General features: G+C 49.3%; 21 protein-coding genes. 5 read left to right on the top strand and 16 right to left on the bottom strand.

The annotated features are described in order from the left end of the window. Nucleotides 1–46: 46 nt before the first annotated feature. On the bottom strand, nucleotides 47–811 hold the full coding sequence (locus ACJJI7_RS03305; RefSeq protein ID WP_020414568.1) for an OmpW/AlkL family protein: 765 nt from the start codon (nucleotides 809–811) through the stop codon (nucleotides 47–49). A gap of 278 nt (nucleotides 812–1,089) precedes the next feature. Next, on the bottom strand, nucleotides 1,090–2,040 hold the full coding sequence (locus ACJJI7_RS03300; RefSeq protein WP_444900967.1) for a LysR family transcriptional regulator: 951 nt from the start codon (nucleotides 2,038–2,040) through the stop codon (nucleotides 1,090–1,092). A 111-nt stretch (nucleotides 2,041–2,151) separates the two neighbouring features. Between ACJJI7_RS03300 and ACJJI7_RS03295 the strand changes: the two genes are divergently transcribed. From ACJJI7_RS03295 to ACJJI7_RS03280, 4 genes are read left to right on the top strand one after another with little or no spacing between them, the layout of a single operon-like run. Next, the gene (locus tag ACJJI7_RS03295) at nucleotides 2,152–2,382 is read left to right on the top strand and encodes a hypothetical protein (protein WP_020414570.1); all 231 of its coding nucleotides are present in this window, start codon (nucleotides 2,152–2,154) and stop codon (nucleotides 2,380–2,382) included. A gap of 2 nt (nucleotides 2,383–2,384) precedes the next feature. Next, nucleotides 2,385–3,314 (top strand): sodium-dependent bicarbonate transport family permease, encoded by a 930-nt coding sequence (locus tag ACJJI7_RS03290; protein ID WP_020414571.1) that lies wholly within the window; start codon nucleotides 2,385–2,387, stop codon nucleotides 3,312–3,314. 6 nt (nucleotides 3,315–3,320) lie between these two features. Further along, the gene (purE, locus tag ACJJI7_RS03285) at nucleotides 3,321–3,812 is read left to right on the top strand and encodes a 5-(carboxyamino)imidazole ribonucleotide mutase (RefSeq protein WP_020414572.1); all 492 of its coding nucleotides are present in this window, start codon (nucleotides 3,321–3,323) and stop codon (nucleotides 3,810–3,812) included. 6 nt (nucleotides 3,813–3,818) lie between these two features. Further along, complete coding sequence (locus ACJJI7_RS03280) at nucleotides 3,819–4,925, top strand: 5-(carboxyamino)imidazole ribonucleotide synthase (protein WP_282952448.1); 1,107 nt, start codon at nucleotides 3,819–3,821, stop codon at nucleotides 4,923–4,925. Nucleotides 4,926–4,953: 28 nt separating this feature from the next. Here ACJJI7_RS03280 and mnhG read toward each other — a convergent pair whose 3' ends face one another. The 14 genes from mnhG to ACJJI7_RS03210 all read right to left on the bottom strand — a co-directional run bounded on the left by mnhG (nucleotide 4,954) and on the right by ACJJI7_RS03210 (nucleotide 19,297). Further along, entirely contained in the window at nucleotides 4,954–5,301 is a 348-nt protein-coding gene (gene mnhG, locus ACJJI7_RS03275; RefSeq protein ID WP_282952449.1) for a monovalent cation/H(+) antiporter subunit G, read from the bottom strand. Continuing rightward, nucleotides 5,285–5,623 (bottom strand): cation:proton antiporter, encoded by a 339-nt coding sequence (locus tag ACJJI7_RS03270; protein ID WP_020414575.1) that lies wholly within the window; start codon nucleotides 5,621–5,623, stop codon nucleotides 5,285–5,287. The genes mnhG and ACJJI7_RS03270 overlap by 17 nt, the downstream gene beginning before the upstream one ends. Continuing rightward, nucleotides 5,623–6,096: a Na+/H+ antiporter subunit E gene (locus ACJJI7_RS03265; protein ID WP_444900968.1), complete on the bottom strand. Its 474-nt coding sequence runs from the start codon at nucleotides 6,094–6,096 to the stop codon at nucleotides 5,623–5,625. The genes ACJJI7_RS03270 and ACJJI7_RS03265 overlap by 1 nt, the downstream gene beginning before the upstream one ends. A 2-nt stretch (nucleotides 6,097–6,098) precedes the next feature. Continuing rightward, on the bottom strand, nucleotides 6,099–7,622 hold the full coding sequence (locus ACJJI7_RS03260) for a Na+/H+ antiporter subunit D (protein ID WP_444900969.1): 1,524 nt from the start codon (nucleotides 7,620–7,622) through the stop codon (nucleotides 6,099–6,101). Next, nucleotides 7,619–7,993 carry a Na+/H+ antiporter subunit C gene (locus tag ACJJI7_RS03255; RefSeq protein ID WP_020414578.1) on the bottom strand — a complete coding sequence of 125 codons (375 nt, stop codon included), beginning with the start codon at nucleotides 7,991–7,993 and terminating at the stop codon, nucleotides 7,619–7,621. Before ACJJI7_RS03255 ends, ACJJI7_RS03260 begins: the two co-directional genes overlap by 4 nt. A gap of 1 nt (nucleotide 7,994) precedes the next feature. After that, the gene (locus ACJJI7_RS03250) at nucleotides 7,995–8,414 is read right to left on the bottom strand and encodes a Na+/H+ antiporter subunit B (RefSeq protein ID WP_020414579.1); all 420 of its coding nucleotides are present in this window, start codon (nucleotides 8,412–8,414) and stop codon (nucleotides 7,995–7,997) included. Further along, a complete protein-coding gene (gene mbhE, locus ACJJI7_RS03245; protein WP_282952451.1) occupies nucleotides 8,411–10,696 on the bottom strand; it encodes a hydrogen gas-evolving membrane-bound hydrogenase subunit E in 2,286 nt (761 codons plus the stop codon). Before mbhE ends, ACJJI7_RS03250 begins: the two co-directional genes overlap by 4 nt. Before the next feature lie 154 nt (nucleotides 10,697–10,850). Beyond that, nucleotides 10,851–11,546: a pirin family protein gene (locus tag ACJJI7_RS03240; protein ID WP_282952452.1), complete on the bottom strand. Its 696-nt coding sequence runs from the start codon at nucleotides 11,544–11,546 to the stop codon at nucleotides 10,851–10,853. 91 nt (nucleotides 11,547–11,637) lie between these two features. Further along, nucleotides 11,638–12,543 carry a LysR family transcriptional regulator gene (locus ACJJI7_RS03235; RefSeq protein ID WP_282952453.1) on the bottom strand — a complete coding sequence of 302 codons (906 nt, stop codon included), beginning with the start codon at nucleotides 12,541–12,543 and terminating at the stop codon, nucleotides 11,638–11,640. Between the two features lie 221 nt (nucleotides 12,544–12,764). After that, nucleotides 12,765–13,751 (bottom strand): glutathione S-transferase family protein, encoded by a 987-nt coding sequence (locus tag ACJJI7_RS03230; protein WP_444900970.1) that lies wholly within the window; start codon nucleotides 13,749–13,751, stop codon nucleotides 12,765–12,767. A 79-nt stretch (nucleotides 13,752–13,830) separates the two neighbouring features. After that, entirely contained in the window at nucleotides 13,831–14,262 is a 432-nt protein-coding gene (locus ACJJI7_RS03225; protein ID WP_020414584.1) for a DoxX family protein, read from the bottom strand. A 325-nt stretch (nucleotides 14,263–14,587) separates the two neighbouring features. Next, nucleotides 14,588–15,325 (bottom strand): OmpW/AlkL family protein, encoded by a 738-nt coding sequence (locus ACJJI7_RS03220; RefSeq protein ID WP_020414585.1) that lies wholly within the window; start codon nucleotides 15,323–15,325, stop codon nucleotides 14,588–14,590. 289 nt (nucleotides 15,326–15,614) lie between these two features. After that, complete coding sequence (locus tag ACJJI7_RS03215; RefSeq protein WP_444900971.1) at nucleotides 15,615–18,650, bottom strand: DUF2339 domain-containing protein; 3,036 nt, start codon at nucleotides 18,648–18,650, stop codon at nucleotides 15,615–15,617. A gap of 179 nt (nucleotides 18,651–18,829) precedes the next feature. Next, on the bottom strand, nucleotides 18,830–19,297 hold the full coding sequence (locus ACJJI7_RS03210) for a hypothetical protein (protein WP_020414587.1): 468 nt from the start codon (nucleotides 19,295–19,297) through the stop codon (nucleotides 18,830–18,832). Between the two features lie 141 nt (nucleotides 19,298–19,438). On the opposite strand from ACJJI7_RS03210, the gene ACJJI7_RS03205 reads away from it, so the two are divergent. Beyond that, nucleotides 19,439–20,071: a hypothetical protein gene (locus tag ACJJI7_RS03205; RefSeq protein ID WP_353375685.1), complete on the top strand. Its 633-nt coding sequence runs from the start codon at nucleotides 19,439–19,441 to the stop codon at nucleotides 20,069–20,071. Nucleotides 20,072–20,211: the final 140 nt, after the last annotated feature.

The raw sequence follows: 20,211 nt of genomic DNA, 5'->3' as shown, positions 1-20,211 counted from the left end.
TAAAATTCAACAGGTGAATCTAATAGCTGCAATTAATGAGGTGTTTTTAAAACTTGGTTCCCACGCCAATATTGATTACCCATGGATCGTAATCAAAGTGGGCGTAAAGTCGATCACTGCCCAGTTCGGTGGGGAAATCCACTGTGGGATCTGTATCAGACATGTAATAAAGCGCTGCAAGATTAATTATTAGTGGATACTGAAACTGGCGAAAATCCAAATTGAAGTCCACCCCGGCCTGTAGCGCCCAGTCCCAAGAGTGCCCCATATTAAATGATCCAGGTGCAACGGCCATGCCTGAATCTATCAGATATTCATTAAACTGGCGGCTGATTGATACTGTATGGTAATTGGTATAGTTAATCCCAGCTCCTACATAGGGACGGGTGAAATAGGAAGGGTCCAAGAAATACCAGTTTGCGAAAGCGAGTGTGCTAGAGGCCTTGAAATCTCCTAACTGGATTTGGTCACGGCCCGGATTGCCTGTGAAGTTATCCAGGGTTACGTCATATGAAGCGTTATTAATATGCATCAGTTCAAAGCCCCAACGATCTGTGGGGCGCCAAACTCCTGAGATCTGCCAGGTTTGCGCGGTGTCCATTTCCCAGGTTGTATTGTAAAGATCCCACTGTTGAAGAACTCGATATTTCAGTGATGTAGCTGCATCATTGGGAGTAACATAGCTGAGCCCGAACCTAACTATAAAGTCACCCCACTCTATGTCACGCCAGTCCTCTTGGGCATGAGAAAAGTTTGCACCAAAGGTCAAAAGAAACGTAATTGCGGTGCAACTTAGTCCCTTAAGTTTCATCACTATGTCCCTCTATAAAAATTCTGTACTTGCGCAGGAAATTTCTTTCTTTTCTGCCGTTGTGATTTTTCCGCCAGGATTTATTTGAGGTTGCCGGCGGGTATCCCAAAAGTAGCAGGATTCGGGCCGGCCGCAGGGGATTTGACGAACTTTAAGGCATGACTTTTAAAGGAAATAGAAAAGCAGGGATCGTACGAATAACAATCTCTTCTGTAGACACCAGTAAATATAAGATTGATTTATTCCTCTACCTCCCTGTTTTAGTTGGGGAAGGTTAATTACTTGGATTGAAGTATTTTGGGGCTTCCAATTTCTTCCGGCACAGTTTCCAGGTTACGGGCATAATCCAGAAACTCTATTGCAGCAGGAGAGAGGGGGCGGGATTTTCGCCGGGCGAGATACCAATGAGTGATAATGGGCAGTTCTTCTACATTCAGCATGGCAAGGCCGGCACGCCCGCCAAAGGCAAGTGTATGCTCGGAGAGAATCGATACGCCGAGACCAGACATCACTGCATGTTTTATGGCTTCATTACTTTCAATTGTCATACGAACATTGAGATCGACCCCCCTTTTTCTCAGGAAGCGCTCAATTGCATGACGTGTACCGGAACCTTCTTCCCGACGCAGGAAAGGACAACTGGCAAACTCCTTCAGGGAGATCTTTTTCCTGTTTGCAAGCGGGTGTTTTTCTGGGGCGATAGCCAACAAGCGGTTGGGTAAAAACTCCACCAGTTCCAAATCGGGATTTTGCGGGGGATGACTGAATACATAAAAATCATCAGCATCCTCCCCAGTATAATCAATGATTTGTTGGCGATTACCTACACGAAAGCGAATATCCAGCTGTGGGTGTTGTTCATAAAACTCCCCAATTAGGTGGGGGATAAAGTACTTGGCTGTGGTGACAACGGCCAGTTGGAGTTTACCGCTTTCCAGGCCCCGGAGTTTCGCCAGTTTCAGCTCCAGGTACTCATAGCTTTTTAGTATCTCTCTGGCACTTTCCACCAATGTCAGGCCTGCTTCGGTGAAGTGGATTTGTTTGCCGACAGAATAGTAGAGGGGTAGCCCCACTGCGGAGGAGAGCTTGGCCAGTTGCATAGACACACTGGGCTGGGTCAGGTGCAGGGTTTTGGCGGCGGTACTAATGCTGCGTTGCTCGAACACGGTGAGGAGGATTTCCAATTGTCGTGCGGTTCCGATGCGGGCGTGGGCTCTGCTGGATGACACAAGGCACCTGTATAGAGGATTGCTGATAGATAACATAATAATTATCTATTTTTATCTATCAATAGTCCTATCGATAATGCGCCCACTTAATAAACAGCGGGGGCCTCTTTGATGCATAAGTCACAACTATATTTTGGCGCGTCTGTTGGATTACTGGTCATGTTTGTTGGCTGGACCCTGACACTGGCCGGTATCGTAGCCGGAGCCCTCATGGCTGTTGGTCTCCTGGTGTTACTTGCCAACGTCGGTTACTGGTTTACCAGTCGAAGCCGCCGGCGAATCAGGGTGGATATCGCCAGACAGGAGCGACAGCCAGTACGATCCCAGCGCCGGAAGTACTGAAAATGCAACTCGATATTGTTGTAGGTTTCTTCCTGCTGGGTGCATTGGCACAGTTGGTTCGCAGTGACCTGCGCTTGCCAACTGGCCTCTACCAAAGCTGTGTGATCTTCCTGTTGCTGGCTATCGGCCTCAAGGGTGGTGCGGCACTCAGTACCTATTCTGCCGCTACCCTGGTACCACAATCACTGGCTGTTCTGGCTTTTGGTGCCTTGCTACCTCTGTTGGCTTTCCCGGTCCTTCACTGGATTGGCAAGTGGTCCCGCCTCGATGCCGCAGCCACAGCTGCCCATTATGGTTCCGTCAGTGTCGCGACTTACGCTGTGGCTGTTGCACTTCTCAATTCACGCGGTATTGAATACGAGGCTTACTTCCCTCTGTTTGTCGCTTTGTTGGAAGTTCCTGCAATTGTGGTGGGCATTCTGCTGGCGAGGCAGTCTGCTAAAGACGCTGGCACCGGCAAGCTGTTTCACGAGCTGACCTGTAACCAGGGCGTTCTCTTGCTTCTTGGCGGTATTGTTATTGGTGCCTGGGCTGGAGAGCGTACTGCATCTGTCATGCCTTTCTTTGGTCAATTATTTCACGGCGTTCTCGCCCTGTTCTTATTGGAGATGGGGCGGGTAGCCGCGGCGCGTCTCCGAGACGTAAAGGGGCAGGGCGCATTCCTGCTCAGCTTCGGCATCTTCATGCCTTTGATGGGTGGCGTTGCGGGGGGAGTTCTCGGCTCCCTGCTCGGTCTGTCTGCCGGAGGCGTCTTCCTGCTAGCGGTGTTGGGCAGCAGTGCTTCCTATATCGCAGTGCCTGCAGCGATGGCCGTAGCTCTGCCCCAGGCTAATGCCAGTGTTTCGATCACCTTGTCTCTGGCAATCACATTTCCTTTTAACGTGCTGGTGGCGATCCCCGTCTATCTGGCCTTCATCCAACACTGGAGTTAACTGCAAGTGAAGTCTCTGCCTTTTGAAAAAGTCACCATCGTAATGGGGTCGCGCTCGGATTGGGCCACCATGTCCAATGCGACCAAGCCTCTTACAGAGCTGGAGGTCCCCTTCGCTACCGCCGTAGTTTCTGCCCACAGAACCCCCCAGCGTTTAGTGGAATTTGCCAGTGAGGCACATAAAAAAGGTACCCAGGTGATTATCGCTGGTGCTGGTGGCTCTGCGCACTTACCGGGCATGATTGCTGCCATGAGCCCGCTGCCGGTGATTGCTGTCCCTGTTGAGAGCCGTTTTATGACTGGTATGGACAGCCTGCTTTCGATTGTACAGATGCCACGGGGTGTTGCCGTTGCCACTCAGGCAGTAGGCGCTTCCGGCGCTTTTAATGCGGGCCTGATGGCAGCACAGATGTTGTCATTGAGCGATGCAGGTCTGCAGCAGCGCCTGATTGCCTGGCGGGAGCAGCAAAGTGAGCAAGTTCCTCTGTCTGTGGAGTAAGGCACTGTGAGTGAGCGCACCAGACATATCGCTATAGTTGGCTGTGGGCAGCTGGCACAGATGATGGCGCAGGAGGGCCAGCCCCTCGGTATCACTTTCAGCTTCCTCGCCGAGGAAGGGGAAAACACCAGCTGTGTCGAAGGGCTTGGAGAGCTGGTCAAGCTTGAAGAGCATGAGAGCGGGGAGGTTTTGTATCAAGCCTTGGGCCGGCCAGAGGTAATTACTGCCGAGCGAGAGCAGGTGGATGTGGCCTTGTTGCGAAAGTTACAGCAGTTTTGCCCGGTTTATCCCGATCCCCATATCTTTGAAAAAGCCCAGCACCGCCTGCGGGAAAAGTTAGCACTGACCGAGAGCGGTCTTCCAGTGGCGTCCTTTGTACCGGCGCTGGGGGCTGATGAATTACGTCGCGCCCTTGGCACCCTGGGCTATCCAGTATTTATTAAAAGCTGTGAAAATGGCTACGATGGGAAAAACCAATGGCGGGTTAAAAACCAGGCGCAACTTGAAGATGCTATCGAAGAAGCTCAGAGCCAAGCTTGCGTGGTGGAAGCAGCGGTGGATTTTTCCTGTGAAGTTTCCCTGGTTGGAGTGCGCTCTGTATCCGGGGAAGTAAAAACCTATCCCCTGACTGAAAACCTTCATCGCCAGGGCACTCTTCTGGTTTCAAAGGCGCCGTTTCATGACTTCCAGCTAATGAGTCAGGCCCAATCCTACCTGGATAAACTGATGCGTGACTGGGACTATGTAGGCGCGCTGACCCTGGAATGTTTCGTGACAACTGAGGGATTGATCGTTAACGAAATAGCGCCGCGGGTCCATAACAGTGGCCACTGGACCTTGGTGGGAGCAGAGACCAGTCAATTTGCCAACCACCTGCGCGCCATTCTCGATATGCCGCTGGGGGATACACAATGCTCCAGCCCAACTGCCATGATTAATATGCTCGGAGTGAATAAATCACCCTCGCAGAAAAATGAAGGCGTATGGCTTTATGGCAAAAGCCTGAGAGAGGGACGCAAGATGGGGCATGTCATCCTTGTTGATGACTGTTCCCATCGACTTTCCCAGCGTAGTGATGCAGTTATCGCTGAACTGTATTCTAAGGGCCACTAATTTAGGGGCTCCTCGAAAGGACTTTCGGTTAACGGAGGTCCCTTTTCGGATTTTTGAAACGGGGGCGGGCTGATGCTCCCCGCCACATAGGGGTACCAACCCGGTAGGCTGCGCGTGCGATCATATGCACGCCCACCGGCACCGTGAGTAGCAGGAACAGGATTGCAGCCACCGCCCGTGCCGTAACCTGGGTATCATGGAACAGGGTGGCTACTCCGGCCAGTAAAAGACCACAGCACAGGGTAGCAGCCTTACCGGAAGTACTCATGCGAGTGTAAAAATCCGGCATGCGCAGTAATCCCAGGGCGGCACTGAACCCAAAAGTACTTCCTACCAGTATCAATGCTGCAATAAAAACCTCATCGAAAACTACCACCACCGCCCCCTTCGTGAATCACGGTTTTCTTGCCACTTTTTTCGATAAAACGCGCGAAGGCCACACTGACCAGAAATGCCACAAGTGCCAGTGCAATAGCCGCATCCAGGTATACAGGCTGTCCTGAAGCAATTGCCAATAGTGCACAGTATGCGACGGCGAGAATATTTAATACATCCAGGGCAACAACTCTATCGGCTAACGTAGGCCCAAAAAATATTCGCAAAAAGCACATTGCCAGGGCCAAAAGTAACATCAGTGAAGAGATGTTAATCGCCCCTACAATAATGGGGGAGTGTATGTCGGCAATAGTAATTGGCATCAGGAAAAGGCCTCCCGTACCCGCTTTTCGAAACCCTGGTGAATTTCCTCGCGAAAAGCTTCCGGATCATCCACAAACATGGTGTGAACCAAAAGTTCAGAGTGGTCTTTGGTAATTTCCAGCACCATGGTTCCCGGAGTTAGCGAGATTAAATTAGTGAGAATAAAAATTTGGTTGCGATCAGTGATTTTCAGGGGGATACGCACGACCATGGGGCGGCTCTTTAGTTTGGGTGAAAATACCTCATAGGCAGCACGCAGGCTGGACAGTATCAGCTCCTGAATGAAAAAAAAGGACAAGTGGGCGAAGCGCGGCAGGCGATAAAAATACTTACTTCCCCCGGGTAAACTGGGGGATACCCTCAGTGCCAAGTAACCAATTAAAAAACCAAAACAGAAATTCGTCAGTGTCGCATTACCGGTAAGTGCGGACCAGCTGATGGCCAATAACAGATTGAGTAAAAATACGCGCATACTCAGTGGTTTCCTGTGTACTGGGCGGAACCCTCGCCCAAAACCGCATCCAGATATTCCCGGGGTTCCAGAAGCTCATTTGCGGCCCCTAGGGAGTAATCAATAAAAGGCTCTGGAACCAGCCCCAGCCCTAAGGTAATGAATGCTAACAGGGCAACAGGTAGCAGGCGCTGTAACCTCTCAGTACGTGGTATCTCATACAAATTGCTACAGTAGCTTTTGGGGTGGTCCTTCCAGAAAACCTCTGCCCAGATCTTACTCATGGAATATAGGGTTAGAGCGCCGGTAATTAGCGCAACAGCTGCCACAAGGTAAGCCGCCTGGTCCATGCTGGCTTTTAATAACAATAGTTTGGCCCAAAAACCCGACAGGGGAGGAAAGCCGGCAAGACTGAAAGCGGCAATAAAGAAAAAGGTAGAAAGCAGAGGGCTGGCTTGATAAACACCACCGATTTCGCTCAATTCATAGCTGCCTGTAAGGCGCTGGGCGGTACCGCTGATCAGGAACAGGTTAGTTTTGGCAACAATATTATGCACCATGTAAAACACTGATCCGGCCAGTGCCAAGGGGGAGTTGAGAGCCAGCCCAAGCACCAGGAAACCGATCTGGCTAATGATATGGAATGCAAGGATTTTGCGAAATTCATATTGGGCGGCAGCGCCCAGTACGCCGGTTAGCATGGTGAGTAATGCTGCCCCCAAAAGGATATTGTGGGTAAAGCCCAGGTCTGTAGGGAAAATCAGGGTAAAGGTTCTTATCAGCGCGTAGACTCCAACTTTCGTAAGCAGCCCGGCAAATACAGCGGTTACTGCCACAGGGGGAGCATGATAAGAAGCTGGCAGCCAGAAAAATAATGGAAAGATAGCTGCTTTGATCCCAAAAGCACTGATAAACAATACCGCCAGGGCAGATACAGCCACCGGATTGTCGACCGTGGCCAGGGATATATGCAGCTGTGCCATATTTAGGGTGCCGGTCAACCCGTAAATCATACCAATGGATGTGAGCATCAGCAGGGTGGACACAAGATTCAGCGCGACATATTTAATACCGCCATCCAGCTGGATACGATCTCCCCCCAAAACCAGCAAGGCAAATGAGGCGATTAGCATCACCTCAAACCAGACATACAAATTAAACAGGTCTCCGGTAATAAAGCTTCCGCAAACGCCTGCCAATAAAAGCTGGAAGAAGCTGTGAAATCCCAGCTTTACCCGTTTTTCATCAATGTCTGAGAGTGAAAATAATGAAACGCAGAGCCCTACAATTGCACTGATTAGCAACATTACTGCACTCAGACGATCAGCTACCAGGGTAATCCCAAAGGGAGCCGCCCAATCCCCCATTTGGGCCGCGCGCGGACCGCCGGTTTCCACCAGTATCATAATGGCGATTGCTATTCCCAGCATCAGCACACAGCCGCAAATAGAAATTGAGCCGCAGAGCAAAGGGCGCCCGCGCGCTGGAAAAGCGGCAAGTGCGGTGAAGATGGGAATCAGGAAGGGCAGGGCGAGTAACCAGCTCAAGGGGATTTTTTCCTCTTGGGCTTCACCGGCTCCGCAATGCGCATGGAGTCCACATCAAGGGTACCCAGCACTTTATAGGCCTGGGCGATTAGTGCCAGGGCAAAGGCCAACAGACCAAAACCGATTACAATGGCAGTCAGGATAAGTGCCTGGGGCAGGGGGTTAGCTACAGGCATAGGCGGTACTTCCAGCCCTTTGGGAACCAGGGCCGGAGCCGCGCGGGTTAATCTACCGGTAATAAATATGGCCAGATTGGCGGCATTACTGATGAGTATTAATCCGAACAGGTAGTGCAGCAGATCCCTGGCCAGCATCAGATAGACTCCGGTGGCAATCAATATGCCAACCACAAGTGCGAGGGGACCCTCCATATTAACCAGCCTCTTCCAGGGCAAAAATCAGGGTGAGTACAGCGCCGAGTACCGCCAGGTAAACGCCAATATCAAAAATTAGTACATTGCTGATGGAGATACCGCCCGAGTTTTTATCGCCGATAAGTTGAAACCATTGGCCCGAGAAAGGCGCTTCTCCTTTAAAAGCTGCGAGCATACCGGACAGTGCCGAAATCAATACGCCACTCATTGCCAGGTTTCCGGGAGGAACCCGCAGTGCTCGCTGGGCTGCTTCCATACCCCAGGCTATGGCAAAGAGTGCAAATGCCGAAGCGGCAATTAACCCGGCAATAAAACCCCCTCCAGGATAATTGTGGCCGCGCAAGAGCATATATACCGAGAAAACCAGAATGAGCGCCACAAGCACTCGGGTTGCTGTTTGCAATATCAGAGAGTTCATTGTGGCCCCCGCCGTAATTGATGGCCCAGCAGCGTTACTGCCGCTACGGCAGCAGTAAATACCACAATGATTTCTCCGAAGGTATCCAGCGCGCGGAAGTCCACCAGGATGACATTGACAATATTACGCCCATGGGCCTCGGGCACTGCGGCCTGCTCAAAGAAGTCACTGGTAGGACTATCGAAGGGTGTTTGTAATACGGCAAGAATACTCAAAGTCACCAACAGGCCGACCATGCCACCCAAAAGGGCATCTCTAGGGCGAAAGCGGATTTTTCTACCGGGGCTGAATACTGGGAGGCGAGGCAGTATTGCGGCAACCAATACCAAATATAGGGTTTCAACCAGGAGCTGGGTAATAGCTACATCCGGAGCACCAAAGAACAGATAGATTAATGCAACTCCAACACCCAGGGCCCCGAGAGCGCATATTGCAATTAATGGTTTGCGTGCTGTACCCGCCATAAAAGCTCCACCCACGGTAAGTAGAAGGGCGGCCCATTCTTTCAGGTTCAGACGCGGCCAGTTGTATTCCAGTGGGAATTGCCCCGATCGTAACAAGGCATAGGAAAGGAATATCGAAACGGTCACAAAAATGACCGTCAAATAACGCCGCATAACCCCGTTTTGCAATATCCGGGTCTGGAAAGCCGCAAAGGACCTCAACAGCTCCAGGGACTTGTCCCACAGTAGATCGGCACTGGTAGGCGCATGTTTGAAATCCCATGCCAGCCAAGCCCGCAGGTGGCGTAAGCCCAGATACATAGTGACCCCAAGACCAAAGGTCAATATGCTCATTAACAGAGGAATATTAATCCCGTGCCAGAGGCGTAAATCGATACTCTCTGGAATACCCAGTACAGCAGTTAACGCAGGTTCAACAAGTCCCCCACCGACGAGATCCGGGGCAAGACCAAAGGTAAGTCCCAGAAAGCTGAGAATTAGTGGACTTATCCATAAGCCAGGCGATGCCTCGTGGACTTTGGGTAGGTTGTGTGGGTATTTTCCCAGAAAGGGTTTTAAAGCAACCATACCAGCCACGGTAACAGTGACGGCATTGGCGAATACTGCGGCAGTGGATACGAGAGCTGGTTCGGATGCCACAGCCAGCGCTCCCTCATATTTTAATTCTTTACCAATAAAGCCAAGAAATGGTGGGAATCCTGCCATAGAAAGTGCTGAGGCCAGTGCGGTAAAAAAAGTGATAGGCATGACACGTCCGAGCCCACCAAGTTTGATCATATTGCGGGTGCCAGTCTGCTTATCAATGATGCCTACCACCATGAACAGTGCAGCCTTATAAAAAGAGTGCACTATTAAAAAGGTGATAGCGGCTGCAACTGCAGCAGAGGCATCGGAACCAAGGAACATAGTCAGGGTACCGAGTGCGATCATGGTGGTGTAGGCCAGGGCAAGTTTCAGGTCGGTCTGGCGCAGAGCAGCCAATGCAGCCACTGCTGCGGTAGCCGCACCGGTACAGGTCAAAATCCACTCCCAGGTTTCTGTCTGTGCCAGAACTGGATGCAGGCGCGCCAATAGATAAATGCCTGCTTTTACCATAGTTGCAGAGTGTAGGTAGGCGCTGACAGGGGTCGGAGCTGCCATCGCATTGGGAAGCCAAAAATGGAAAGGCAGTTGTGCGGATTTGGCAAAAGATCCGATTAATATCAGCATCAGGATTGGCACATATAGTGAACTTGCGCGTACTGTCTCCCCGGAAGCGAGTACCTGCACCATATCGAAACTGCCTGTGAGTGAACCAAGCAGTATAAAACCGGCCAGTAAACACAGGCCTCCAAGGGTGGTTACCAATAGGGCCTGTAGCGCTGAGCGGCGTGCAATGGCGCTGGTGTTATTAAAGCCAATCAGCAGGTAACTGGCGATAGTGGTGATTTCCCAAAATACAAATAAAGTCATCAGATCACCGGCAAGCACCAGACCCAGCATTCCGATCATAAATAGGTAGAGATACAGATAAAAACGGCGCAGTTGCATATGTCCGCGTAAATAAGATGCGGCATAAATTGTAATAAATACGCCGATGCCACTGATGAGTAGGGCGAAAAGAAAGCTCAGACCATCAATAAAAAATTGCAGTGATACACCGAGGTCAGATACCCAGGTCACACCAAAAATAATTTCGCGACCGGCAGATATATCTGACATGTAGAACAACAGGATCAGTGTCAAAATAGTGGGAGGCACGGGAGAGAGCAGGGAGATAAGTCTCCCCGGTTCGGCTTGCCTGCTATCGCGACTATCCGTGTCGCCAACTGCACCCATCAATTGATCCCCAATTGCCTCGATCTATTTTAGGAGGGAATCGGCCAGAGAGCAGGTAGGGCGATTACTGCGCCTGATTGAAAAAATATATATTGCCGCTGATGATTACTTCGAACTGCCTTATTTCAAGAGTTGACTTTATTTTACTAAATTTTCATTGATGTGGCAGATCAAACCACAAGGCCGTTATACCATCTATACCGGCCTGTAATTGTATATACTCTTTAAACAATCCAAGGCCATCTCCTGCCATCATTTTATGATTGCTATTAAAAGTGGCACTCCCCTCAATTACATGTAAATATCCGGGGCGAATTCGGGTATCCAGAACCACACTTTCTCCGCTCTTCAAGTGAAGTCGATACAAACTGGCATCTTGTTGCATGGTTAGTGAATCATCACGTCCATCTGGGGTAACCAGGGGAGTCAGCTTCTTCGTTTGAATAATTGATTTTTGTTCATACCCAGGCTTGATGCCCTGGCGGTTGGGTTGAATCCAAATTTGCAGGAACTTTAATCTCTGTGATGTTGAGTGATTATATTCTGAGTGGGTGATGCCTGTTCCGGCACTCATTCTTTGCACTTCTCCGGCGGGGACCACAAAACGATTCCCTTTACTGTCGACATGTTCAATAGCGCCTTCCAAGATATAGGAGATAATCTCCATATCCCTGTGGCCGTGAGTATCAAAACCTGCACCGGGACGGACGGTATCATCATTGATTACCCTCAATACAGAAAACCCCATATGCATGCGATCGTAGTAGTGTCCGAAGGAGAAAGAATGCTTGCTTTGGAGCCACCCAAAATTGGCAGTTCCTCGTTCCTGCGCCGGTCTAAAATAGTACATAACAAGATCCAAGTACTTGAATAATGGTTTTATTTATTTTATTCAAGTCTGCACCAGAGAAATATTGGATAGATAAGGATTCGCTGTTCTATTAAAGTGAATTTTCCGAAGTGGGCATATTTAGTGTCAGCAACCGTAATTCCCCTATAAATTCACGCGCAGCGGGGCCCAGGCTGTCTTGATCTCTAAAATTCAAATAAAAACTGGCTGTGCGGGATGCGCCTTTTTCCAGTGAAAGACGTTTTAACATTCCGTTTTCCAATAGCGGGGCGGCAATTGGCATGGGTAGCCAGGCATACCCCATTCCCTGGCAAATCAGCTCTGTAGATGCACGCAAGCTACTTACTGTCCAGCGCTGTTCAGCGCCAAGCCACCCCGAGTCGACGCTGGTTTGTGTGGCTGAGTCCCGCACAATAATCTGTCGGTAAGATTTTAAATCATCATAGTTTAACTTTCGTTTGAATTGATGCAGAGGATGGTTGATATATGCCACTGCGATAAATTCAATCGTACAGATTTCTTCATTGAGATTGTCGGTCATTGTCATTGGTGATAAACCCAGGTCTACAGCACCTTCCTGTAACAACTCATTAGTGCCAGATAAAATGGTATCGACAATATCAATATTGGTTTGTGGGAATATTCCGGATACTTTTTCGAGAGCCTTAAATACCACTTGCTGGGGGAAGGCACCATCTACAGCGATACGCAGCTCAGATTCCACACCACTGCTAAGAGACTCCGCAATTGCCTCTATACGGGATACTTCATCCAGTAAGTACTTTCCACGGCGCAACATCAGCTGGCCAGCTTCAGTCAATGCAACTCTGCGCCCGGTTACTTCAAAAAGCTTTACACCCAGTGCCGTCTCCAGGTTCCCTACCGCATGGTGAATACTCGATTGGCTTTTATGCACCACTGAAGAGGCCTGGTTGAAACCTCCCGCATCCACCACAGCCTTAAACATACGCCATTGCTCCAGGGTGGTTTTCTGCATGGGTGCCTTCTCCCGTTGATCATTTAACTTGATGCCTATGGCAGGATAAGTTGTCGAAGGGCTACTCTAATGTTCGCCAGAATCGAATGATAGTCAGAATTATAGAAAGATTTGTTCGAAAATTTAGATGGGTGGCGACGACATTGCCCATGATTGAGTAAAAGTGGCCGCAGAGCGGCCGAGGTTGGGGTTAGTCCTGAGGTGGGGCCGGGCTTAAAGATTTATCTTACGGGGAACCTGTTGCGGTCGTGGGGGCTACTGTAATCAATAGCGGGCCCCACCGGTACAACCTGGGTGGGGTTAATCGAAGTATGGCTGAAGTAGTAATGGCGCTTGATATGGTGAAAATCTACAGTTTCGGCTACACCGGGCCATTGATACAGCTCGCGCACATAGTTACGGATATTAGGGAAGTCATCCAAGCGCTGACGGTTGCACTTAAAATGCCCATGATAGACTGCATCAAAGCGTATAAGTGTGGTAAACAAACGCCAGTCTGCTTCAGTGATTTGATCACCGGTAAGATAGCGCTGTTGACTCAGATGTGTTTCCACATGGTCCATTGATTTGAATAATTTGTCGTAGGCTTCCCCATAAGCGGCCTGGGTGGTAGCGAAGCCACAGCGATAAACTCCGTTGTTAATATTCTCGTAGATCTCATGATTAATAACCTCAATTTCATCGCGCTTTTGCCGTGGGAAAAAGTCTGTTTGATCGCCAGTAATCAGATTAAACGCGCTGTTAAACATACGTATGATTTCTGAAGATTCATTGCTGACAATACAGTTCTGCTGTTTGTCCCATAGCACCGGCACAGTTACGCGCCCACTGTAATTGGCTTTGTTGTGGGTGTAGATTTGATGCAGGTAATCGAATCTGAATAGGGGATCGCCACTACTGCCTTCTTCAATATTAAAACTCCAGCCAGAGTTCAGCATATCAGGGCTTACTACCGATACGCCGATATGCCCTTCCAGCTTTTTCAGCTTGCGAAAGATCAGTGTGCGGTGGGCCCAAGGGCAAGCAAGTGATACATAGAGGTGATAACGGCCGGGCTCGGCTTTAAAGCCACCAGTTCCACTGGGCCCTGCGCTACCATCAATGGTTATCCAGTTGCGCAGTTGGGCCGCCTCTCGCTCAAAGGCGCCACCAGACTCGCTGGTGCTATACCATTGGTCCTGCCATTTTCCGCTGATTAAAAGTCCCATTTTGTACCTCTTAAAAGCCTGTAAGAGTGAGTGCAGGCCCCGATTTTCTCGGGGTTTCTGCCGTCTATTTTATGAGGAATTACTGCTTGGCTCCCTGTCTGCGAGCGTCCAGGCTCCATCGTCCAGCACCATTAGCAGCCAGTAACAGGAAGCCCCCGGCCATGGCGATGTTTTTGAAGAACATAATAAATTGCATCTGGTCAGCCAGATTGTTGTGATACAAGGCGGCGGTAATCACACTAAATCCAGCTAGGGCTAATGCAACCAAGCGAACTTGAAAGCCTGCGATCAAGGCAAGGGCGGTACCTACTTCAAACAGTATCACCAGTGGCAGCAGGAATTCAGGCAGGCCGCCGTAGGCCAGGTACTGGGCGCTGCCCTCGTAGTTTTGAATTTTATTAACACCTGCCAGTAAGAAAATCGCAGCCAGGCCTATACGGCCAGCCAAGTCGGTAATAGCAGGAAACATGGAGTTGGTATCTTGAATTGTGCTCAGGGCGGAAGTGGTCATGGTATCGCTCCTCAATCTGTGAGTTCTAAAGTAGTGCCCCAGGGGATGGGCAACCTCTATCGATGGGGAGCAGTTTATCGAGCAGGGACAGGATGAAAATTGCTTAAAACGGGCCGTATGATTCGGGAAAATAGAATGAATGTTGAGTCTATCGGAACGCCGCAACGGGAAGTGCTTGCTCGATCAATTAAAATGAGAGTGGATTACTGAAGAGGCGAGCTACCGCCAGACTGAAAGGAAAGTCCATAACTTATTTCTTTAATGCCCAGACTGGCATAAAAAAGAAACCGTTAAAATCACTCTTTCGGATTCCCGGCACTCCAAATCAGAAGTGGTAACCGATACCGACCGAGAAAACAAACGGATCTATGTCCACATCGACATTGATACGGGAGTAAGTTTCCGCACCTGTATAGAAGCGGATATTTGCATCGGTATCAATATCCAGGTACCAAATAGCGGCATTAAACAGCCAACGGCTATCCTGGCCAAAGGCGATATCTATTCCAACTTCCCCAGCCAGGCCCCAAGAATCATCCAGCTTGAGTCTTGCTCGTGATTCTGCACCGAGTACAGCTTCAAAGTAATTCTGAGCCGCACGATTGATATGCTCACTTAAAAAGTGGGTGTAATTTACTCCGACACCAATGTAAGGCTGCACCCAGGATTCTGTGCATACTGGGTACCATTGCAAGGTAAGGGTAGGAGGCAGATGTTTAATGTCCCCGAGGCGCACCCGTCCGAGAGGTTCGCCAGTCACCGGGTCGGGCAGGCCGCGCACGTCGAGATCATGTTTAAATGGTAATGCTGCCAAAAGCCCCAGTCCCCAGTGATCTGCGAATAACCAGGTGCCCGTAACGCTCACGGAGTAACCGGTATCCACGTAAACCCGTGTATCAGGCAGTATGGTGCCATTTAGGCGCAGATTGTCGGAATCGTCATTGGGATCAACTGCGGCGGCGCCAACACGAACAATAAAGTCTCCTTTTTTATACTCTGCCAAAGCTTGGCTACTAATGAGTAAGGCGGCAAAAAGCGTTATTGCCAACTGAAGCCGTTTCATTTCTCGCTTCCCTGCGCATTTTATCGAAATGGAGTTACGCATTCAGTGTAGTTGGCCGGCAAATGGGCGGTTGGGGTAAGGCGTTCTTTGATGTGATAAGACGTCTTTAGCAGCAATATAGAGGGTGATCTGTGCCAAGCCTTTGTAAGTATTGCTTCAAAAGATAGAGCATATGGAGTTCTTGTATAACCTCACACAAATCATAAATAATTTAACAACTGTAAATAGTAATGGGCCTAAAAAGGCCCATTTCATTTTTGAGATAAGCTAATCAGTATTTTTGGTATTTTCAATTTCTGGGGGTCAGAAATTTCTGATACTGGAATGCAGACCCCAGCATGCATAGCCCCACCAGCATACAGACCACAATCTTTTGTATCAGGGAAAAGTCCTGCATATCCCAAAGCACAATTTTTAGTGCGGCAGTGCCATACAAAATGAGTGAAAGCTTCAGTAACTTCTGGGTATCTGGTTTCAGGGTCTGGAACAGCAGCAGCGTTGCATGCAACACCAAGGCAAAAGATAATGCCGGTAGCCACATGGTTTCCAGTATCTGTGCCAACAGGGCAATATAAACTGGAATAGCTGTAAGGTGCAGCACCCACAGGTTAAACAGCCTGCGGCCGGGCCATACGGCTCTATTGGCGAAAAAGCGCTGATAAACCAGCAGCGAAGCAATTCCCAGGGCCACCAGGTTATACACTCCCAACGTTGGCGCTTTAGCGGAATTGGCAATGACCGCTGCAACTTGCAACAAGGTAATAAACTCAAACAGGCGCAGACTCAGCATATAAAGGGGGGTCAACTGGTTGCGCAGCGGCGCTAATTGGGGTTTAAAAATATACAGACCGGCGAAGTACAGCTGGCATAGTAAAAGTGCCAGTGCAAAGTCACGGCTTAGTGCGTAGCTAATAATAAGTAGCGTTGCCGCGAGATAGTAAAAGGCCAATGGAAAGAGTGGCTTAAGTGCCCGATGTAGGGCCAACCGCCAATCCTGGCCGACTGGCTTCCGCCGCAATCCCTGGCCGATCCACAACAGTGCAGCCATTGATACCAGCCCCAACAGCAACCCACTCAAGGCAAACCCTTGCCAGTTGGCGAACTCCTGCAGAGCACAACTGATTATTGCTACAAAGCTTGCGCCTGCGATCAATATGCGCAGTTCCTGTTTTAATACCTCCAGTTTCAGGTGTGTATAAAGTGCCAGGGCGATAGCGCCAGACAGCCAAACGGCGATGGGGAAGTAGTCGTTGGCCTTATAAAGTACTGTTGGTAGGAAAAATATTGGCACCAGAGCGTAAAACAGCTTGCGCAAATTGAGTGCCAGAGAGAAGCCAGTGGATTGCATATCCAGGTGTTTATACAGAGCTGCAATCATCCACAAGCTAAGGAAGGCCTCTACACTAGCGATCTTTCCGTAAGGTATTTGATCGTAGAAATGCAAGTTACCCACAATCGATGCACTCGCGAGTAGTGGGATAAACAGCAGTAAGTAATGGCTGAGTCCAAACCATTCACTAAATGCTGAGCCAGTACGCTTGCCGTGCCAGATTAAAAAGCCCATCGGTAGCAAGGCAAGCAGCCACATACCCTGGGGCCAGAGGATGCCAACAGATAGCAGAAAGCTTGCGGATAAAAACACCACAAAAGCGTTATCTGCGAAAGAGGTTAAATGGTGCTCTCTAGGAGTAATCCGATCTGCGCAGTGCTGCAACAGTCGGGTTAATGCGAAGGCAGCCGCACAGAGCGCCAACCAGTTACCCCAACCAGCATCTGCGCTTAATGACAGCAACATTGGTGCGGGAACAACTCCGCCAGCTACCCAGGTCAGAGCTTGCCACAGCATGGTAATGCCAGCTGCAGATAGGGCGATGTAACCCTCGCTTCTTACACTGATAAAACCAAAACGGGCACCGAGAAAAATCAGCAACAATCCCTCTAGGCACCAGACAATCCCCAATAAAGCGGGACTGCACAACGCAAGGATTGCCAAGCCTGCCAGTAATCCACCGTGTAGTAGAGCCATATTCTGTACAACACGGGCGGAAATGCTGATGGCGTTGTAGCCAAACAGCCAGCGTGAATAAATGGCCAGAGCCATCCAGGGTAGAAGGTTCAGCAGCCACACAATGCCCAGTGCGTTACTGTTGGGTGCGAGCGACCAGCTGATGTGGATAAACAGCACCAGGTTTGCGGCAATAATAATCAGGCGCCTTCGCTCCAGCCCTTTGGACTCTATCAATTCAGCGTTTAGACCCCGCAAGGCGTAATGGGCAAAGCCATAAAAGAAGCCGTGCAATATCAACAATGGTCCCCAGTTTGGGACGGCCTCATCCAGGTTTGAGATCGAAAACTCCAACATGCCTGCGCTCAGTACCATAGTGACGATCGCAAGCTGTGGCCAGCGTATCTGCCTGGATAAATGCAGCATCGCCAGGGCGAGTGCCAATAAATAGCTGAGGTAAACAAGTGCGGAAGGATCAAAATGATTCGCCACCAAAGGCATGGTGGCACCGCCCAGCAGGGTCACCATAGACACCACTCGTGTCTCAAATAATAGGGCCAGTAAGTAAGAGAGCCCTGTTGTCGCCACCAACAGGCCGACTCCAACAGGAACAGGCAGCAACTGATAGTAAGGCCCGGCAAAGTACCCACACAGGTAGAGAAGAATCACTCCGAGCGCTATTAATCCAGAGCCGTAGTCCGCCATATGGGGCATACGCCGGCTAAAAGTCACACCGCCAAAAGTGGTTGCTGCCGCAACCAGAAAGCCCAAGATCACCTTACCGGCCGGGCCCAAATAGTTGTTGAAAGAGAACTGCAGCAAGTATGCGAAGCCAAATACCAGTGCCAGTATGCCGGCAGCGGTCATAAAGAATACCGGGGCTTTACCCTGGCGCTGGTAATGGCGATAAAAGTTTGCAAGGGGCTCCCACACGCGATTGAGCGGTTCCAGGGTTGGTGCCAATAGGCTGGCCAGGCCTTCTTGTAACCATGGAGTGGCTACTGATGGTTTACCGGCTCTCTCAGGCGTTGATTTGGATTCAGAAGATTTCGGGGTAGGAGTTGCCGTTGCTGAAGGTATGGTTGCTGAATGAGCTTGCTGAATGGTTTGGCGGGGCTTGGAGGGTGTGCCCATAAGCAGGGCCAGTTCGTCTTCTAACTCAGCAGTACTTTCTACCAAGGCTTCTTTGGTTTCTGTATCGTCCCGCCTGAGCTGTGCCTCAAGGGCGGAGAGCCGTCGTTCGAAGGTCTCCAGCCGGCGTTGATTGTCCCGCTCCAGCAGGGCGAGTTCGGCTCGAAGTGAAAGTAATTCACCTTCCATAATTACCCCATTTTTATATGGTTGCTGGGTATTATTGACTTATTATTCAAAGCAATGCTTAGGTTGGGCTGTCCAAGATAAATGGATAAGGAGCACTGTCACTCCTCTTGCTATTTTTTCTGACGATTGAGTGTTTTCAGCCTCTAATCTGACTGCTTCAGGATACCGTGCCAATTCTTTCAAAAGCCAGCTCTGAGATTTTTACTTAGGCTGGTTTTCATACTGGATACGGTAAGGTTTGCAGCTGAAGGTATTTTTACCGGCATTGAGTTCAATAAACTTTTTTGCATCATCAATTTTTCTAGAAAAATAATTATACTTTTTTCTGCTGGCTGTAAAAATTGTATTCGTTTAACCACTGGAAAAGTGGGGATCTTGTCAGGAGGTCTACTGACCAAACCCAGCGACCGGATAGCTATGCAAATGGTTGTTAAATCTTTATCCGGGTTAATTTCGTAGGATCTTATGTAGATTCTGTTTGAAGTCAATCGATTAATAGTATTGCCTTGTTTGAATTGTGCTCGATCTGTCTGCTTATCAACCAAAATTGGCCGGCTATCAGCTTTTAGCGTAATAATGATGGCAGTAGTACCAGTTAGATCATTAATCGAACTATCTTCTTCAGGCGAAAAGTTATCTAAGAGCAAATAACAGGCCGGCCCTTTTCTCTGTCTCTTTTTACTGGGAGGCGTAAAAATTACTGGCTTTCAGTCTATTTTTTGCACCTATACAGCATCCGGTGTCTGCTATAACGAGACTCACTGTGGCTAAAAAGTCTGGTCTCCCTGATGCGCCATATAGATACTGGAACTATTGCAATAAGGCATTGCCGCCTGCGGCGACTTGAAAATTTCATTGATGTCGCTTACGCGCTCTTATTTGTCAACTTCGTTTTATATCTTCCTTCGGGAGAAGATATGGCTTGGATAAAGCTTGAATTTGGCCTTCTGAGTCTTTTAGTGGAGAATTCCCAAGAGATTTTCCGCCTATTTATTGCCGTAGGACTAACGCTCGTACAGTGGAATCTGACGCATAAATTACTTGGGCCCGTTGAGCAGTCCAATAATATCCATACTTCGCTGGTGTTATTGCAGCAGGTGGTCGTATGTTTTTATCTCTATTTTGCGATCAATGACCCTAAATTAGTGAGCATCTCGTCCACCGTTGGCCAGAGTGTATGCCTTGCGCTATCGGGATTTATCGGGCTCGCAGGCTGGCAGTATGCCCGCAAGATGGGCTTCGCTAACACATCCCTTACCAGCAATGAAAAAGATAACGTCTTCAAAAGCGCAACGACTGAACCCTTCGTCGCAGTACTTACTATTGGACTTGCATTCATCAGCCCTGTGGTTTGGTCTTTGGGTTGGCTGGTGATTCCGCTGATATTAATGGTGATACATAAAAAGATTGGCCGGAAATAAAAAATCCGCTAATTTAGTATCCTATGTTCATCCCTCAATAAATTAGGTTAACTTTTGAGACCTACAGATTCCCCATTCCCAACGATTAATTGGCCAGAATCCTCAGAGTTCCAATGTGCATGCTTTCCTAGAGAGTAGGA

Source organism: Microbulbifer variabilis (assembly GCF_056232115.1).
This window is presented reverse-complemented; position numbering and strand designations above follow the sequence as displayed.

Excerpts from the sequence above, each read along its gene's own strand:
- ACJJI7_RS03305 (WP_020414568.1), bottom strand. The coding sequence starts at position 811 with ATGAAACTTAAGGGACTAAGTTGCACCGCAATTACGTTTCTTTTGACC.
- ACJJI7_RS03295 (WP_020414570.1), top strand. The coding sequence starts at position 2,152 with ATGCATAAGTCACAACTATATTTTGGCGCGTCTGTTGGATTACTGGTC.
- ACJJI7_RS03290 (WP_020414571.1), top strand. The coding sequence starts at position 2,385 with ATGCAACTCGATATTGTTGTAGGTTTCTTCCTGCTGGGTGCATTGGCA.
- ACJJI7_RS03270 (WP_020414575.1), bottom strand. The coding sequence starts at position 5,623 with ATGCCAATTACTATTGCCGACATACACTCCCCCATTATTGTAGGGGCG.
- ACJJI7_RS03265 (WP_444900968.1), bottom strand. The coding sequence starts at position 6,096 with ATGCGCGTATTTTTACTCAATCTGTTATTGGCCATCAGCTGGTCCGCA.
- ACJJI7_RS03255 (WP_020414578.1), bottom strand. The coding sequence starts at position 7,993 with ATGGAGGGTCCCCTCGCACTTGTGGTTGGCATATTGATTGCCACCGGA.
- ACJJI7_RS03250 (WP_020414579.1), bottom strand. The coding sequence starts at position 8,414 with ATGAACTCTCTGATATTGCAAACAGCAACCCGAGTGCTTGTGGCGCTC.
- mbhE (WP_282952451.1), bottom strand. The coding sequence starts at position 10,696 with ATGGGTGCAGTTGGCGACACGGATAGTCGCGATAGCAGGCAAGCCGAA.
- ACJJI7_RS03240 (WP_282952452.1), bottom strand. The coding sequence starts at position 11,546 with ATGTACTATTTTAGACCGGCGCAGGAACGAGGAACTGCCAATTTTGGG.
- ACJJI7_RS03235 (WP_282952453.1), bottom strand. The coding sequence starts at position 12,543 with ATGCAGAAAACCACCCTGGAGCAATGGCGTATGTTTAAGGCTGTGGTG.
- ACJJI7_RS03230 (WP_444900970.1), bottom strand. The coding sequence starts at position 13,751 with ATGGGACTTTTAATCAGCGGAAAATGGCAGGACCAATGGTATAGCACC.
- ACJJI7_RS03225 (WP_020414584.1), bottom strand. The coding sequence starts at position 14,262 with ATGACCACTTCCGCCCTGAGCACAATTCAAGATACCAACTCCATGTTT.
- ACJJI7_RS03220 (WP_020414585.1), bottom strand. The coding sequence starts at position 15,325 with ATGAAACGGCTTCAGTTGGCAATAACGCTTTTTGCCGCCTTACTCATT.
- ACJJI7_RS03215 (WP_444900971.1), bottom strand. The coding sequence starts at position 18,650 with ATGGAAGGTGAATTACTTTCACTTCGAGCCGAACTCGCCCTGCTGGAG.
- ACJJI7_RS03205 (WP_353375685.1), top strand. The coding sequence starts at position 19,439 with ATGCGCCATATAGATACTGGAACTATTGCAATAAGGCATTGCCGCCTG.